15 protein-coding genes are annotated in these 16,713 nt (G+C 63.2%); 9 read left to right on the top strand and 6 right to left on the bottom strand.

Annotation, left to right across the window (positions count from 1 at the left end):
* Positions 1 to 187 precede the first annotated feature (187 nt).
* From OKW38_RS29240 to OKW38_RS29230, 3 genes are read left to right on the top strand one after another with little or no spacing between them, the layout of a single operon-like run.
* Positions 188 to 730, top strand: coding sequence for a (2Fe-2S)-binding protein (locus OKW38_RS29240; RefSeq protein ID WP_429365547.1), 543 nt, complete (start codon positions 188 to 190; stop codon positions 728 to 730).
* Positions 727 to 1,737, top strand: coding sequence for an FAD binding domain-containing protein (locus OKW38_RS29235; RefSeq protein ID WP_090807430.1), 1,011 nt, complete (start codon positions 727 to 729; stop codon positions 1,735 to 1,737). The genes OKW38_RS29240 and OKW38_RS29235 overlap by 4 nt, the downstream gene beginning before the upstream one ends.
* Complete coding sequence (locus tag OKW38_RS29230) at positions 1,734 to 3,875, top strand: xanthine dehydrogenase family protein molybdopterin-binding subunit (RefSeq protein WP_429364377.1); 2,142 nt, start codon at positions 1,734 to 1,736, stop codon at positions 3,873 to 3,875. Before OKW38_RS29235 ends, OKW38_RS29230 begins: the two co-directional genes overlap by 4 nt.
* Before the next feature lie 266 nt (positions 3,876 to 4,141).
* Here the strand turns inward: OKW38_RS29230 and OKW38_RS29225 are convergent, their stop codons facing one another.
* Entirely contained in the window at positions 4,142 to 4,891 is a 750-nt protein-coding gene (locus OKW38_RS29225) for an amidohydrolase family protein (RefSeq protein WP_429364375.1), read from the bottom strand.
* 192 nt (positions 4,892 to 5,083) lie between these two features.
* Between OKW38_RS29225 and OKW38_RS29220 the strand changes: the two genes are divergently transcribed.
* From OKW38_RS29220 to OKW38_RS29200, 5 genes are all read left to right on the top strand, one after another.
* Positions 5,084 to 5,980 carry a LysR substrate-binding domain-containing protein gene (locus OKW38_RS29220; protein WP_090807426.1) on the top strand — a complete coding sequence of 299 codons (897 nt, stop codon included), beginning with the start codon at positions 5,084 to 5,086 and terminating at the stop codon, positions 5,978 to 5,980.
* Positions 5,981 to 6,187: 207 nt separating this feature from the next.
* Positions 6,188 to 6,937 (top strand): SDR family NAD(P)-dependent oxidoreductase, encoded by a 750-nt coding sequence (locus tag OKW38_RS29215; protein WP_090807424.1) that lies wholly within the window; start codon positions 6,188 to 6,190, stop codon positions 6,935 to 6,937.
* A gap of 78 nt (positions 6,938 to 7,015) precedes the next feature.
* Positions 7,016 to 8,344, top strand: a complete 1,329-nt coding sequence (locus OKW38_RS29210; RefSeq protein ID WP_429364373.1) for an MFS transporter — start codon at positions 7,016 to 7,018, stop codon at positions 8,342 to 8,344.
* A gap of 38 nt (positions 8,345 to 8,382) precedes the next feature.
* Complete coding sequence (locus tag OKW38_RS29205; protein WP_184063147.1) at positions 8,383 to 9,228, top strand: transketolase; 846 nt, start codon at positions 8,383 to 8,385, stop codon at positions 9,226 to 9,228.
* Positions 9,225 to 10,226: a transketolase family protein gene (locus tag OKW38_RS29200; protein ID WP_090807419.1), complete on the top strand. Its 1,002-nt coding sequence runs from the start codon at positions 9,225 to 9,227 to the stop codon at positions 10,224 to 10,226. The genes OKW38_RS29205 and OKW38_RS29200 overlap by 4 nt, the downstream gene beginning before the upstream one ends.
* On the opposite strand, the gene OKW38_RS29195 is transcribed toward OKW38_RS29200, so the two are convergent.
* Positions 10,172 to 10,624, bottom strand: a complete 453-nt coding sequence (locus OKW38_RS29195; protein ID WP_429364371.1) for a hypothetical protein — start codon at positions 10,622 to 10,624, stop codon at positions 10,172 to 10,174. The genes OKW38_RS29200 and OKW38_RS29195 overlap by 55 nt on opposite strands.
* Before the next feature lie 331 nt (positions 10,625 to 10,955).
* Between OKW38_RS29195 and OKW38_RS29190 the strand changes: the two genes are divergently transcribed.
* The gene (locus OKW38_RS29190; protein WP_090807413.1) at positions 10,956 to 11,864 is read left to right on the top strand and encodes a LysR family transcriptional regulator; all 909 of its coding nucleotides are present in this window, start codon (positions 10,956 to 10,958) and stop codon (positions 11,862 to 11,864) included.
* 7 nt (positions 11,865 to 11,871) lie between these two features.
* On the opposite strand, the gene OKW38_RS29185 is transcribed toward OKW38_RS29190, so the two are convergent.
* From OKW38_RS29185 to OKW38_RS29170, 4 genes are all read right to left on the bottom strand, one after another.
* Complete coding sequence (locus tag OKW38_RS29185; protein WP_429364369.1) at positions 11,872 to 12,576, bottom strand: sterol desaturase family protein; 705 nt, start codon at positions 12,574 to 12,576, stop codon at positions 11,872 to 11,874.
* A gap of 73 nt (positions 12,577 to 12,649) precedes the next feature.
* The gene (locus OKW38_RS29180) at positions 12,650 to 14,026 is read right to left on the bottom strand and encodes an MFS transporter (protein WP_429364367.1); all 1,377 of its coding nucleotides are present in this window, start codon (positions 14,024 to 14,026) and stop codon (positions 12,650 to 12,652) included.
* A 97-nt stretch (positions 14,027 to 14,123) separates the two neighbouring features.
* The gene (locus OKW38_RS29175; protein WP_429364365.1) at positions 14,124 to 15,872 is read right to left on the bottom strand and encodes a GMC family oxidoreductase; all 1,749 of its coding nucleotides are present in this window, start codon (positions 15,870 to 15,872) and stop codon (positions 14,124 to 14,126) included.
* Between the two features lie 33 nt (positions 15,873 to 15,905).
* Positions 15,906 to 16,712 (bottom strand): enoyl-CoA hydratase/isomerase family protein, encoded by an 807-nt coding sequence (locus OKW38_RS29170; RefSeq protein WP_090807408.1) that lies wholly within the window; start codon positions 16,710 to 16,712, stop codon positions 15,906 to 15,908.
* Position 16,713 lies beyond the last annotated feature (1 nt).

The raw sequence follows: 16,713 nt of genomic DNA, 5'->3' as shown, positions 1-16,713 counted from the left end.
ACTTATGTATAACGCTATGGCTTGCAAGTGTCGAGCGGGTGCATGCGAGCAGCTCGCCCTTGCAGTTCGAGCCGGATCGATTCTTTGGGAGACGGTGCGGAAGCAGGAGGGATATCGTCCCTTGATATCAACTCCATATGGTCTATATACAAGCAGAGTGATTGTTGAAACCGGCAAGGAATTGGGAATGGACGACGCTACTTTCGGGGAGCAATTAGCTCCAAATGGAGACGCCGGGCTGCATTGGTCAAGCAGCGTCACGGTGACGATGCGTGTGAACGGCCAGCCGCGGGCCGCTACGGTGAACCCGCGCGTCACGCTGCTGGACTGGTTGCGCGAAGACTCGGGTCTCAGCGGCGCCAAGAAGGGCTGTAATGAAGGCGCATGCGGCACCTGCACCGTGCTGGTCGACGGCAAGCGGATGAACAGCTGTCTGACGCTCGTCGTGCAATGTGACGGCTGCGAGGTCACGACTGTCGAAGGTCTGGCCGCCTCCGACGGGACGCTGCATCCGGTACAGCAGGCATTTATCGAGCACGATGCCTTTCAGTGCGGCTATTGCACGCCCGGGCAAATCGTCTCCGCGGTCGCCTGCATCGCTGAAGGGCACGCGACCGATGAGGCGAGCGTTCGCGAATGGATGAGCGGCAATCTGTGCCGCTGCTCTTGCTATCCGCAGATCGCGGCGGCCGTGCTCGATGCCGCCGGCGCGGCCGGGGACAAACGATGAAAAACTTCGAATACGCGCGTGGCGCAACCGCGCAACAGGTAGTCGCGTCGTTGGCGGCGGGCAACGTGGCGATCATCGCGGGCGGTACGGAGCTGCTCAACTGGATGCGGCTCGGCATCGCAGCGCCCGATCGCGTCATCGATGTCGGTGGACTCACAGGTCTCGTTCGTATTGTGCGCGAGCGTGACGATCTGGTGATCGGCGCGCTGACGGACCTGAACGTGATCGGTGAAGACGCGCTCGTCGGCGCCCACGCGAGCGCGCTGGCTCAAGCCTGTCTGCTCGCCGCCTCGGCGCAGGTGCGCAACCGCGCGACGCTCGGCGGCAATGTGATGCAAAAGACGCGATGCGCTTATTTTCGTTCGGAAGCGCCGTTGCCATGGGGCTGCAACAAGCGCAATCCCGGGTCGGGCTGCCCGGCGCGCAATGGCATCAACGAACGGCATGCAATTTTTGGCTGGACCGATGCATGCGTCGCGGTTCAACCGTCCGATCCGGCTGTGGCACTGGCTTGTCTGGATGCGACAGCTGAGGTCATCGGGCCGAACGGCGGTCGAATGATCAAGATGACGGAGTTCCACCTGACGCAGCAGGAAGCGGCCGGCATGGGCGGCGATGCCGCCCGGCTCGAGACGAGACTGGCTGCCGACGAAGTGATCGTCTCCTTTCACATACCCATCCGCGCGGACGCACGATCGGCCTACGTAAAAGTCCGCGAGCGCGCCAGCTACGAATATGCGCTGGTCTCGGCAGCCGCATCCGTGGAGCTCGATCGGGATCGCATTGTGTCGGCGCGCATCGCACTTGGCTCGGTGGCGCAACGTCCGTGGCGCCTTCCAGCCGCGGAGGCGTCGCTGGCCGGGCAGGCGCCGACCAAGGAAGTGGTCACGCCGATTGTCGACGCGGCAATGAGCGACGCCCGGCCGCTCGCTCACAATGGCTACAAGGTGACGATGGCGCGCAATGCCGCGGTGCGTGCGTTACTGACGGCAGCAGGGCGATCATGAGCATCGGCACGGCGGTCTCCCGCGTGGAAGGCCAGGCGAAGGTCACGGGACAGGCGAAATTCGCGGCTGACAACACGCCGCCCGGCACGCTTCATGCAGCGTTGGTCGGCGCGCCCGTCGCGTCGGGCCGGCTGATCGACGTGGATGCCACCGCGGCACTTACCTTACCCGGTGTGGTGCGGGTGCTTACCGCGCACGATATGCCGCGATTCGGTGCGGTTCAGCCGCCAGCGGCGGTGCTCGCACTGCCGTTGCAAAACGACGCGATTCGGTACGAAGGCGAGCCGGTCGCAATCGTGCTTGCGGAATCCATCGAGGCGGCGGAAGCCGGCCGCGATGCCGTGCTTGTCCGTTGCGAGCGCGACGCCCCCATCCTTCCCGGCGCCGCGCCGCGCGAGCCGCCGCCCGAGCCACGCATGCTCGGCGACGATCTGGAGATGGGCGACGTCGATGCGATTTTCGGAACCGCACAGGCAAGCGTGGCGGCGACGTATATTCAAGCCGCGCGTCACCACAATGCGATGGAGACATCGGGCACCGTTGCGCGATTCGAGCACGGCAAGCTCACGCTGTGGGATGCGGTTCAGGCGAGCGAGAATGTGCCGCTTGTCGTAGCCGCGGCACTCGGCATGAGGCCGGACGACATTCACGTGATCGCACCGCACACGGGCGGCGGGTTCGGCTCGAAGGGATATGTGTGGCCGCACCAGATTCTTGCCGCCGCCGCGGCACGCGTCGCGGGGCGGCCCGTGAAGCTTCATCTGCGGCGTCACGATCAGTTCGTCTGCGTCGGCTATCAGCCGTGGGTGAAACAGGACATCAAGCTTGCGGCAACGGCGGACGGCCGGCTCAGCGCCATCGATCACGAAATCGTCAATTCGAGCGCGATTGCGGACACGCATCTGGAGCCCGCAAGCGAAGCAAGCAAGACGCTTTATGCGTCGCCCGCCATTCGCACCAGGCAGTGGCTGGAGCGGCGCAACATCAACTTGCCCACGCCAATGCGCGCGCCGGTGGAAGGTCCGGGGCTATGGGCGCTCGAAAGCGCGATGGACGAACTCGCCGTGGCGCTGAAGATCGACCCGCTCGATCTACGACTGGCGAACTACGCCGAGGTCGATCCGCATACGAACAAGCCTTGGTCGTCAAAAAAGCTTCGCGAGGCGTATGAGGAAGGCGCGCGGCTTTATGGCTGGCGCACGCGCGGCGAGACGCCACGACGAGACGGAGCGTGGCGCATCGGACATGGGATGGCGACGAGCTCAATGGGCAATTTCCGCTTTCCCGGCGGGGCGCGCGTGCGCCTGAGGTCCGACGGCACGGCGCTGATCGAGGCGAACACGCACGATATCGGCACCGGCACGCAGACGGTCTTTTGCCAGATCGCGGCCGAAGAGCTGGGCTTGCCGATCGAGAACGTGTCGATTGTGTGGGGCGATACCAACCTTCACCCGGCGAGTCCCGTCTATGGATCGAGCGCCACGGGCAGCACGGGAAGCGCGATCGCACTGGCTTGCCGGGAAATCAACGCGAAGCTCGATGCGCTCGGCGGGAAAGACGTTCGCGCGAGCCTGCGGCGGGCTAATCTACCGGAGATGGTCGCGGACGGTGCGTTCACGCTTCCGGGTGGCGCCAGCTTCAGCGCGGACGGCGACGGTACGCCATACGCGATGCGGACGTGGGGTGCGATCTTTGTCGAAGTAGGCGTCGATCCCGAGCTTGGCCTCGTGCGCTTGCGCCGGGCGGTGGGTGCCTATTCCGCGGGCCGGATTATCAATCCGAAAACGGCGCGAAGCCAGATGACGGGCGCGATCATCTGGGGTTGGGGCAAGGCGACGATGGAAGAAAGCGTGCAGGAGCCCAATACCGGTGGCTGGCTCGCGAAGAATCTGTCGAACGTGGCGGTCCCGGTGTGTGCGGACATTCCGCTCGATATCAAGATCCACTTCGTCAATGAGTATGATCCGCATGCAAGTGCGATCGGTACCCGCGGCATCGGAGAACTCGGCGCGACCGGCGTGGATGCCGCAGTGGCCGCAGCCGTCTACGACGCCATTGGCTTGCGTGTGCGCGACCTGCCCATTTTGCCGGGCAAGATACTGGCAGGCCTTTCGAGTCAGCACGCCGCTGCGGGATAGCACCATCTGTGCCTTGTATGACAACGCTCGCTGACATATTGCACCCGCACACCGGGAGTTACAGGTTTATTTCAGCGAGCGGATGTTCCCGCTGACCGGCGACCGGGAAGTGTTCCCACGGTTTTTCGCGATCCTGTACAGAGTGTCGCGAGGCGCCTGCGAACGGCAGTTCACGAGCCCAATTGCGGCACATCGGCAAGTCGGGCATGTCCCGAAGTGCCCCCTCGGCAGATTGCTTTTCGCAGCAAGCCGGAAAAACGCTCAGTTCAGAGCCTATACACCCGCTCCGCATTGTCGTGAAATAGCGCGCGCCGCTCGTCGGACGAAAATTCTTGCGTAATTTCCTTGAATGCATTGAATACGGCGTCATAGCTGCTAAACAGTTTGTCGACCGGGAAATTGCTCGCGAACATACAGCGGTTTGCCCCGAACGCTTCAATCGCGTGCAGCACGAACGGACGGATGCTATCCACCGTCCATTTCCAGTCTCCCATGCCCAGTCCGGATATCTTGCAGAAAACGTTGGGAGCCGATGCGAGCGATTTCATGCCCTGCTTCCAGCCTTCGATTTCTTCCGGCATCCGGTCGACTCGCATGCCGGTGTGGTTGAGCAAGTGAGGATCGATCAGTGAGAGCGCTTCGATGGCGATGGCCATCGAAGCCCGTTCGCTGTAGCGGGCGCACCCGCGCTGTAAGCGCGGCATGGCGATGTTTTCGGCGACGGATAGATGCGGCAGCAGCGCCAGTTCCTGATTGACCACGGCAATGGTGCCCGCGGCGACATGGCCGCCCACGGATGTGCCGATGTCCTGTCCGTCGAATTCGAGCGAGCCGCCGTCGCGGTCGAACTGGCCAGAGATGATTTTGATGAGCGTCGATTTGCCTGCGCCGTTGCCGCCCAGAAACGCGTGCACTTCGCCTGCGGCGATTGAAATATCAAAACCCTTCAATACGCTCGTGGGTCCGAAGCTTTTGACGATCGAACGCGCCGTCAGCAGAAAGGACGGATAATTCATCGCTGTCTCCTGCGCAGCTGTTGCGCTGCGCAATATATGTCTATGGTTTACCGCGGTGCTGCCCGGGCATTGACGCTGTCAGCATCAGGAAACTTCACGGTCCCGGGTTAAGCGGCTTGCCCACAGAATGGCAGTGCGGATGGCGTGCTAACAAGGCGGTTTCATTCAACTTCGACTGAAATAAATTTCACTATGCGCATCCCACCCGTGAAAGCTATCGTCGCTTTCGAGAGCGTGGCCCGAACCAGGAGTGTCAGCCGTGCATCCGAGGAACTTGGTCTGACCGCTTCGGCGGTGAGCCATCAGATCAGCAACCTCGAATCGATCATCGGCCAACCACTTTTCTATCGGTCGGGCCGGGGTCTCGTCCTGACACCGACAGGCGAGCGCTATCTGTCGGACGTGACGGGCTCTCTTGCTGATCTGAGCCGCGCGACCGAGCGCGCATCGAGCCGCGCCGACGTCGATATCCTGCGTGTGCATTCCAGCCCCAGCTTCGGGCTCATGTGGCTGTTGCCCAGGCTCGAGTCGTTTCAGGAAGCCAATGGCGATATCCAGTTGAATCTGGCCTGCTCGTATGAAGATGTATCGTTTACCAGTGGCTACTACGACATCGACTTGCGGCATGGCTATGCGAACTGGCGCGATCTCGAGGTCAGGACACTGCGCAATGAATTCATCGCGCCGCTCGCCTCGCCGAGATATCTGGAAAGCCATCCGGTCAGAACGCCGGAAGACCTTCTGGAGCATCGTCTGATCTATTCGGAGACGCCGCTCGTCCAGTGGAAGCAGTGGTTCGGACGCACCGGCGTGTCCGCTGCGCACAAGACTTTCGATTTCTCGTTTGACCGCTCGTACATGTCGCTCGAGACGGCCGCACTTGGCCTGGGCATTGCGTTAGAAAGCCTGATGCTCGCGTCGGTACGAATCAAGGAAGGTGCGCTCGTGCCGGTATTCGCTGATTCGCACTCTGTCGAAGTGGGCGCGCATCATCTGGTCTATCCGCCCCAGAACGCGGAGCTCCCACGCGTTGCGCGGTTCATCGCCTGGATCGAGCGGGAAATCGGTCACAGGGACCGTACGGCGTAATGACTGCGCCGAATCGGCATCAGGGTATTCCGGTACGTGCATGAGCATGCGGGTTGTTTCGGCGCGTCGACACAGCGACCCGGCATGCCTCGCGGGCTGGCAGCCGGTTACCTGAAAATTTCTCAAGCATAGTTGAGCGCCACGGTGTTGATGCGAGTGACCGCGTGCCGGACACTGCGTCATCAGATCAACACCCAGGAGACAATCATGCTGCTCGACAACAAGGTCGTTATCGTCACGGGCGCGGCTTCACCGCGCGGAATCGGCAAAGCCACCGCCAAAGCACTGGCCGAGCAAGGCGCGCGAATCGTGATCCTCGACTTGCGCGAAGAAGACGCGAAACAGGCCGCTGCCGATCTCGGCGAAGCCCATCTCGGGCTCGCCTGCGACGTCACCGACAAAGACGCTTGCGTGAAGGCCGCAAAGGCGACGCTCGAACGATACGGCCGCATCGACGGCCTCATCAATAACGCCGGCATCACGCAGCCGGTGCGCACACTAGACATCACCGCCGAGGGCTTCGACGCAATCGTCGACGTCAATCTGCGCGGCACGCTCTATATGTCGCAAGCCGTATTGCCGGCGATGAAAGAGCAGAAAGGTGGCAGCATCGTATGCATGTCGTCGGTGTCGGCGCAACGAGGCGGTGGTATTTTCGGCGGCCCCCATTACAGCGCCGCGAAGGCCGGCGTACTCGGTCTCGCCCGTGCGATGGCGCGAGAGTTCGGTCCCGACAGCATTCGCATCAACTCGATCACGCCCGGTCTGATCCAGACCGACATTACCGGCGACAAACTCACCGCGGAGATGCGCGTGGACATCATCAAAGGCATTCCGCTTGGCCGGCTTGGCGATGCTGCCGATGTCGCAAACGCGTGCCTCTTTCTGGTGAGCGATCTGTCAACGTATCTCACCGGCGTCACACTCGACGTGAACGGCGGCATGCTTATTCATTGACTGACAGCGTGCGCCCGAGAGAGGGCGCTGAATTCCAGGTACCCGGGCGAACCCGGGGCCAGTGGATGGAGACAAACCATGAAATCCAAGAATACCGCTTCGCCCATCGAAGGCGGCGTGTTGCCCCTTGCCGACTCGCCCAGCTTCGAATCGAAGACCTACGCGAAAGTAAGCCGCCGGCTCATCCCATTCCTCATGCTGTGCTACCTTGGCGCATATCTCGATCGGGTCAACGTCGGCTTCGCGAAGCTGCAGATGCTCAACGATCTGCGCTTTAGCGAGACCGTCTACGGCATGGGCGCAGGCATCTTCTTTCTCGGCTATTTTCTGTTCGAAGTGCCGAGCAACCTCGTCCTTCACCGTGTCGGCGCGCGCAAATGGCTCGCGCGAATCATGCTCACGTGGGCGGTGATTTCCGCTAGCTTCGTGTTTGTGAAATCACCGACGGCGTTCTACGCGTTGCGATTTCTGCTGGGCGTCGCTGAAGCGGGCTTCGCACCTGGCGTAATTCTCTATCTGACCTACTGGTTTCCGGCTGCTCGCCGAGCGAAGGCGCTCTCGCTGTTTTTTATGGCGATTCCGCTGGCCGGCATAATCGGCGGCCCGCTTTCGGGCTGGATTTTGCACTCGCTGCATGGCACGCTGGATATGGCCGGCTGGAAATGGCTGTTCCTGCTCGAAGCGCTGCCTTCGCTCGTGCTCGGTATAGCGATCCTGCTGTATCTCGATGACAGCATTGTCAAGGCAAAGTGGCTCACCGAATCGGAAAAGACCCTGCTCGCACGCAATGTCGCGAGCGATAACGCGCATAAGATCGCCCACATCTCGGTCAGATCGTTCATCGGGGACCGTCGCTTGTGGCTGATGGCCGCGATCTACTTCTGCGTCGTGCTCGGGCAGTACGGTCTGACGTTCTGGCTGCCGACGATCATCCGCAAGTCCGGCGTTGCCGATCCGCTGTGGGTGGGACTGTTCACTGCGATCCCGTATCTGTGCGCCATCATCGCGCTGTCCTTGATCGGCATGAGCGCTGACCGTCGCCGCGAGCGCCGGCTGCACCTGGCGATTCCCATGCTGGTCGCCGCCGCGGGCTTCGCCGTATTGCCCACGCTCGGCAGCATCCCCGCCTCGATCGTCTGTTTGAGTATCGCGGCAGCAGGCATCCTCGCCTCGTCGTCGCAGTTCTGGTCGTTGCCGACAGCCTTGCTAGGCGGCATGTCTGCCGCAGCCGGAATAGCTGCCGTGAACTGCGTCGCCAATCTCGCCGGCTTCTTTTCTCCAGCGATCGTGGGCTGGCTGAACGACCTGACAGGTAAGTCAACAGCGGGGCTGATCTTCATCTCGACCGCTATCACGCTCGGTGCCTGCCTTGTCTTCCTGGTGCCCGCTAAAACCGTGAACCGCTGAACCTCCTTCACCCATTCCGACTGATCACAGGAGACGACATGAACAGTCCATCCAATGCCTCGACGGCATCGCTTGCCGAGCACGCTTACCGTATCCGCAGAAACGCCCTGTTGATGGGCGAAGTCCAGGGACAAGGCTACATCGGGCAGGCGCTCGACATCGCCGATGTGCTGGCCGTTGCTTACTTTGGCGCGATGCGCTATCGCCCCGAAGACCCTGAGTGGGAAGAGCGCGACCGCTTCCTGTTGTCCAACGGACATTACGCAATCGCGCTGTATGCGGCGCTGCTCGAAGCAGGCATTCTGCCGGCCGAAGAGCTAGAAACCTACGGCAGCGACGATAGCCGCTTGCCAATGTCCGGCATGGCCAGCTATACGCCTGGCATGGAGATGTCCGGTGGTTCGCTCGGCCACGGCCTGACCATCGCGGTCGGACGGTGCCTCGGACTCAAGCGCAAGCATTCTGCTTCGTTCGTGTACACGCTGTTCTCTGACGGCGAACTGGATGAAGGCGCGATCTGGGAAGGCATCATGTCGGCAAGCCACTGGAAGCTCGACAACCTGATCGCGGTGGTCGACGTGAACAACCAGCAGGCCGACGGCCCGTCCACGCAGATCATGGCGTTCGAGCCGCTCGTCGAAAAACTGGAGGCGTTCGGCTGGTTCACGCAACGCGTCGACGGCAACGATATTGCCGCCGTGGCCGCTGCGTTCGACGCGGCCCGCGCGCATCCCATTGCGCAACCGCGCATGATCATCGCTGATACACGCATGGGTTGCGGCGTGCCGTTTCTCGAAGAACGCGAGAAGAACCACTTTATCCGCGTCGATGCCCACGAATGGCAATTGGCGCTGCAGGCACTCGAAGCAGGGAGACAAGCATGAGCAACGCAACGACAAGCAAGCCGCGCCTGAAGACCTCGGCCATGATCGCCTCGATCGCCGGCGAAGGACAGATCACGCGTTCGGCGCCTTTCGGCCACGCACTGGTGGAATTGGCACGGCAGAACACGAACGTCGTCGGCATGACGGCCGACCTCGGCAAGTACACCGACCTGCACATTTTCGCCAGGGAGTTTCCCGAGCGCTACTACCAGATGGGCATGGCGGAGCAATTGCTGATGGGCGCCGCGGCCGGCCTTGCGCACGAGGGCGCGCAACCGTTTGTCACGACCTATGCGGTATTCGCTACGCGCCGCGCCTATGACTTCATGCATCAGGCCATCGCCGAGGACAACCTCGACGTCAAGATCGTCTGCGCATTGCCGGGTCTGACTACTGGCTATGGTCCGAGCCACCAGGCGGCTGAAGATATCGCGTTGATGCGCGCGATGCCGAACATGACGGTGATCGACCCGTGCGATGCGCTCGATATCGAGCAGATGGTGCCGGCGATTTCCGCACATAAAGGACCGGTGTACGCGCGCCTGCTACGCGGCAACGTACCTGCTGTGCTCGACGAATACGACTACACCTTCGAACTGGGCAAAGCGAAGATGCTGCGCGACGGCGCCGACGTGCTGATCATCTCCTCCGGCATCATGACGATGCGTGCACTTGAAGCGGCGAAGGCGTTTGAAAAAGATCGGATCGACGTGGGCGTGCTGCACGTACCGACCGTCAAGCCGCTCGACACCGAGACGATTCTCCGCGAAGCGAAGCGCTCGGGTCGGCTCGTGGTGGTAGCGGAGAATCACACGGTAATTGGCGGTCTCGGCGAAGCGGTGGCGGCGGAACTGATGCGCGCGGGCGTGTCCTGTCCGTTCCGGCAGGTGGGACTGCCGGATGCGTTCCTTGCTGCCGGTGCGTTACCTACGCTCCATGACCGCTACGGAATTTCCACGTCGACGATGGTTGAGGCGATCAAGCGGTGGTTGGTCTGAGGCAAGGCACTCGCCGTCAGACGGGTGACTCGGAAGCAGGGGAAATTCGCGGCTGCCGAGGTGCGAATGTCCGGTTCAGGCTCCGTCGTTGGCTCCGCACGCTCCGACACATCATTCCCCTTCGCGTGCATGCACTCCAGGTACGCGAGATCGTATCTTTGCTGCACGTTCAGTTGTGCCCGCGGCACGTGGGCGTCGCTCGCAGCGCGCGTGTCGACACCGCTCGCCAGCTGCTCCCTCGCATACTGTTTGCACTGCGCATCGTCCCGCAGAAAAACGGTGAATGGCTTGTCGCGCCCCGGCTTCACGGCTACCGCCGGCCCTACGGGCTGCGACACGCATCCGGCGGCAACCGAGCAGGCCGTCACGGCAATCTTGATTCGACAAAGAATACTCACGGCGTCCGTCCCTATCCGAGGCTATCAAGACTACGCCAAGCTCGATACGCCGAGGCTGTTGGCTTACGCACCGCTGCAATGCAAGGTTGCGACGCAAACATCCCCGTCGGCGGCTGCGAACTCGGGTGCGTTATCTGGCGACTACCGCTTTGGTGGCAGCTATGCGTCGCCGCAGTCGCCGTCGCCCGCATGATCCCCGGGTTATCCGCAGCAGAAAAACGACGGGCTAACGGCGAGCGGCCCGATGTCTTAAGGGCGACGCAAATCCCGCGCGGCGTTACGATATCTGCGTTCAACCGACAGCCGATGCCTTCCGCCCGACCACCGCCCCATGGAACTGAAGCAGATCCAGTATTTCATCGCTCTCTTCGAGGAGGGCACCGTGACCCGCGCGGCCAAGCGGCTGAACATCGCGCAGCCCGCGCTCAGCATGCAGATTTCGAAGCTCGAAGCCGAAGTGCGGCAGACACTTTTCGCGCGCGGCCCGCATGGCATGGCTCCGACCGAAGCGGCGCGGCTCATGTACCGCCTCTACACGCCGATCATGCGCGACATCAAACATGCCCGCGAGCATCTGAGCCGGCGCGATGTCATCGTGACGGGACGCGTGTCGCTCGGGATGGTGTCGTCGGAGGCGCAAAGCGTGCTGCCCGAATCGCTCGCACGGTTCGACGCCCTTTTTCCGCAAGTCGAAGTGTCCGTCGCGGACGGCTTCAGCGCGCAACTCATCGACGCCGTCGAAGCGGGCCGACTCGATGCCGCGATCATCAACAAGCCGCGCGGGCGGCTCACGCTCGACGTGGAGCCGCTGCTGGTGGAAGAAATGGTGCTGGTGACGAGCGCGGCGCACGGGCCGGATCTGCCGGAGACGATGCATCTGGTCACGCAGTCCGGTATCGAATTTGTGCTCCCCACGCGCCGCAACGGACTGCGCGGCGCGCTCGACGCCGCCTTGATGGCGGCCGACGTCGTCATTCAGCCGAAGTTCGAGATCGATCTGCTCAGCACCATCGTGCAGTTCGTCGAGCAGAGCAGCATCGCGACGATCCTGCCGCGCGTCGTGGTGCAGGCGAAGGTGGACGAAGGCCTGCTGCGGGCGCGCACGATCGACTCGCCGCCGATCGTGCGTCACATCATTCAGGTCACGCACCCGAAGCGGCCGATCGGGCCGGCCGCGCAGGCGCTCATTGCGATCATCACCGAGGAGATCCGGCGCGTGACCACTGGCGCGCGGGCTTAGTGAAAACTCAACCGCCGCTCGGGCTCATCGGCTCACGCGCGCTGCGCGACGCATCGCTGCGCGTGCCGAACAGCGTGTCGCAGATCGGGAACGTGAGGTTGAAGTTCTGCGTCGCCATAAGTTCGGGATCGTGATGCGTGACGTGCAGGCGCCGGACTGTGTTGATGAGCGGCACGCGGTCGAGAAACGGGCTGTCCGTCACATGCGAAAGCGTGTGCAGCCCTTCGTACATCAGATAGTACGCGGCCATCGTCAGGAGCGCGATATAGCCCGCGTTACGCGAGAACGCGAAGCCGATCACCAGCGCGAGCGGCGTGGCCGCGAGCACGAACGCGACCGGCGCAAACGGCGGAAACAGCAGCGCGCGCCAATGCCTGTGGCCCTTGTACTCCAGCGTCACATGCGTGAAAAAGCGATGATGAACCGCGCAATGGCGCTTGTAGACCATGCTGAAATATTTGGTCGGCCGATGCAGCACATAGCGGTGCGCGGCCCATTCCGCCCAGTTGCCGAACAGAAAGAGCGGCACGACCGCGAGCCATTCCGCAAACGTCGGCGCATGAAGCTGCGCGGCGCAATAGACGATCACCGCCGTCGTGAAAATGAGCGTGAAACCGAGATGCATCTCTCCGCGATACCACCACGGCGTCGCCTGCACATATTCGTCGCGAAACTTGTAGGATCGCGCGCGAATGTCGTCGTCATACTTCATGATGAGCGTCTCCTTTTTCTATCGGACGATGCGCGGGCGCGCTCTTCGGCGCGCCCGCCGATGCTTGCATGCTTCAGGACGGATTGCGCGCCGCCCCGTTTTCGAGCTTGCCGAGCGTCTCGGGCACGACGAACGCGCCGATCAGGAAGATCACGCTGATCGCGCCGACGAAGATCGCGAGCGTCGACGGCAACTGGCTCGCATCCTTCGCGACGAGCGAGACGAAGGTTGGCATCATCCCGCCGATCGCGAAGCCGATGTTCCATGAAAGACCCGTCCCGGTCGCGCGGATCGCAGTCGGAAAGCGCTCGTTCAGGAAGATCAGGATCGGCGCATAGCCCGCGCTGCCGAGCGCGGAGAGCAGCACCGCGTACACGCCGATCATCGTGATGTTCTGCGCGGTCGGCAGCAGCACGAAGAGCGCAGGCAGCGCGACCAGCCGGATGAGGCCGAGCCACACGAACGCGCTCTTGCGCCCGATGAACGTGCTCAGATGCCCCGCCGCAACGGAGGCGACGACCACCGCCACGCTGCAGATCATCAGGATCGCGGCGGCCGCGCCGTTCGGCACGTGGCTCACGACCTTGAGGAAGGTCGGCAGATAGCCCGACGTGAGGTAATAGCCGCTGCCGCCACCGATGGTCAGCAGCAGGTTCACGAACAGCACCTTGCGATAGTCCCGCGAGAACAGCGTGCGAACCGGCGAGCGCACCACTTCCACCTGCCCGCTCTTGACCTGCGCGGCGGCCTTGGCGGCCTTCTCGGCGGCGAGCTTCTTCCAGAGCGGCGATTCTTCCAGGCTATTGAATACGAAGAGGCCGAGCAGCGAACTCAGGATGCCGGTAAAGAACATGCAGCGCCAGCCCCAGACGTCGAAGAGATCGCCGGGAAAAAGCGACGACATCGCGAGATACGTGAGCGACGCGAGCAGTGCGCCAAGGCCCGCGCCACCGCCGCCGATCAGCCCCGAAACCGCGCCGCGATACTTCGGCGCGACGGATTCCGTGCCGATGGTATGCGTCGAAGCCACCACGCCGCCGACAAACACGCCCTGCACGAGGCGCAGCAGCGTAAACAGGACCGGCGCGACGAGGCCCACCTGCGCGACCGTCGGCAGCATGCCGAAGGCCGCCGTCGAGAGGCCAACGCCAACGACCGCGACGATCATCGCCCCCTTGCGGCCATGACGGTCCGCGTAGGAGCCGAAAAGCGCGGAACCGAGCGGGCGCATCAGCAGCGTCACCGCGAACGACGCATAGACCGCCGCGAGCGAGAGCATCGCGTGCTCGGATGGGAAGAACAGACGCCCGACCACCGGCGCGACGTACAACAACACGAACAGGTCGAACAGATCGAGCGCCCAACCCATGCACGAGGCCACGACTGCGCCCATGACCTGGCGCTGATTGACGTGAAGCGCGGCGGCACCTTCTTGCGCTGCTACGGACATTTGCATCTCCTTGTATGTCACTGGGCCGTCTTTCGATCGCCCCCGTGTCGCAGGCACGTTTGTCTTTTGGCGTGCTCTTGTTGAGGTTAAAAAATCGTCAGTGCGCGGCGGCGAGCGGCGGCGCAGCGGAGTCGCTGGATGCGCCCGATGCCAAGCTCGCGCGTCGCTGCGCGACCATCGCGTGGGCGATCTTCTCGGCGATCATGATGGTCGGTATGTTGGTGTTGGCCGAAGGCAGTCTCGGCATCAGCGATGCATCGACCACGCGCAGTCCCTGCGCGCCGTGCACGCGCCCTTCGGTATCCGTGACGGCGTCGCGATCCTGCGCGCCGCCCATGCGGCATGTGCCGCTCGCATGCCACACGCCGAACACGTTCGCGCGGATGAAGTCGGCAAGCGCGCGGTCGTCGGCCAAAAGCGCGGCCATGTCCAGCCCGCGCGTGAAGAAGCGTTCGATCAGAAAACGACGCAGCGGCGCGGGCGTATCGAGCAGCGTGCCGAGCATCGAAGTCAAAAGCGCGTTGCGCTCGCCGACCTGGCTCAACGCTTTGACGCGCGGAGAAAACGCCGCTGGAAAGAAGTCGCGCGGATCGCGTCCGAGCCCCGACGCCTCGACCACGCTCGCGAGCATCCGCACGCCGGTAGCGAGCCGTTGCAGATCGCGTTCGTCGTCGAGCAGATTCAGGTCGACACGCGCAGCGGCGGCGGTATCGGCGGATACGAGCTGCACGCGGCCGCGCGAGTACGGCCGGTTGCACCACAGGAAGAAAAGGCCCAGCCGGTTGCCCAGCTCGTGCCATGCCGCGCGGGTCGCGCTCGACAGATACAGGTCCGACTCGTCGCAGCCCGCGACGCCGGAGCTCATGCGCGCGGCCATCATGCTGGCGCGGCGTCGCGCGAGCGGCATGCGAAAGCGCGGTTCGAGAAAATGACAGAACGTGAGCGACGGATGATCCTGCAGATTGCGCCCGACGCCCGGCCGATCCACCGCACACGCGATGCCGAGCGCCGCGAGTTCGCGGGCATCGCCGATACCCGCGCGCATCAGCAGCGCAGGCGACTGAAGCGCGCCCGCGCTCAGCACGACTTCGCCCGCCTCGAAACGCACGCGCTCGCCGCTTTGCGCCAGCGCGATCACGCCGCGCGCCGCCGCGCCTTCCATCACGATGTGCTCGACGCGAAGGTTCGAATACACCGTGAGATTCGGGCGCTTGCGCGTGGCTTCGTCGAGATAGGCGATGGCCGTGGACACGCGCTTGTCGTCGATGTTCGAGAACGCGCCGGGGAAAAAGCCGTCGCCAAATTCGCCGTTCTGATCCTGCAATTGCGCGACGCCATTCGCGCGCAAGCCCTTGGCGAACGCATCGCAGAAGGGCGGCCAGTCTTTCGGCATGATGCGGCGAATCGGCACGGGGCCGTCGCTGCCGTGCAGTTCGCCGCCCGGAAAGTTGACGTCGCGTTCCAGCTTGCGAAAGTACGGCAGCACGTCACGCCACGCCCAGCCATCGGCGCCGTTCGCAGCCCACTCGTCGTAGTCGCGCGGCAGGCCGCGATTGGCCGATTGCACGTTGATGCTCGACCCGCCGCCCATCACGCGGCCCTGCTCGTAGACGCGCGGCGCGGCGTCCCTGGTGGCTTTCGCCTTCAGGTCCGGCCAGATGTAGGTCTCACCACAGAAGACGGGCATCGGATAGCTGTCGAGGATGGCGGCGGGCACCGCGCCCGGCGGCGTATCGGCGCCTGCTTCGATCAGCGCGACGCGCAGCGACGGCACGGCCGACAGCCGATGCGCCAACACGCATCCCGCAGAGCCGCCGCCCACGATGACGTAATCGAAGCGTTCCATCCTCTGTCTCCTGTTCTTCTGTGACGCTGCTTATCAACTTCCGCGAAACACCGGCTTGCGCTTGCCATGGAACGCCTCGACGCCCTCGCGGAAATCGTCCGATGTGCGCAGCCGGCTATAGCAATGCCCTTCAAGTTCAATAGCAATGGAAAGCGGCGCATCTTCCGAATCGTTCAGCAGCTTCTTCGCGGTGCGCTGAGCGAGCGGTGAGAACGCGCGCAGTTCGTCGACGAGCGCATCGGTGGCGGTTTCCAGTTCCGTGTCGGCCACGCAGTCCACCGCAATGCCCCACTCGTAAGCCTGCTTCCCCGGAATGCGGCGCGAGCGCATCACGATGTCCTTCGTCCGGCCGATGCCGACCATCGCCTGAAGACGAGCCGAGCCGCCCGAGCCGGGAATCTGCCCGAGCTTTTGCTCCGGCAGCGCATAGAAGGTCGTTTCGGTGACGATGCGGAAATCGCAAGCCAGCGACAGCTCGAACCCCACGCCGAAGCAGAAGCCGCGATTGGCCGCGATCACCGGCTTCGAGCAACGGGCGGGCGCCGCGATATTCCACGCGAGCTTCGACACGTGCTCCGGCGACGCTTCCAGAAAGCCCTTGATGTCACCGCCGCTCGAAAAGTGCTCGCCCGTCGCGCGCACCACGATCACGCGCACGCGCTCGTCGTCGTCCAGCGCCTCGAAGACGAGGCGCAACTGGTCGCGCGCGCGCATCGAAATGACATTCAACGGCGGCCGATGCAGGATGATGTCGGCGCGCTCGCGTTCGGCGTCGATCTCGACCGAGAAGCCGTCGAGGTCTTGCAGCAGCGTCTGGCCGCGATGGTTCAAATCGCTCATA

This window comes from Paraburkholderia sp. MM5496-R1 (assembly GCF_050436205.1).
Lineage (GTDB): Bacteria > Pseudomonadota > Gammaproteobacteria > Burkholderiales > Burkholderiaceae > Paraburkholderia > Paraburkholderia tuberum.
This window is presented reverse-complemented; position numbering and strand designations above follow the sequence as displayed.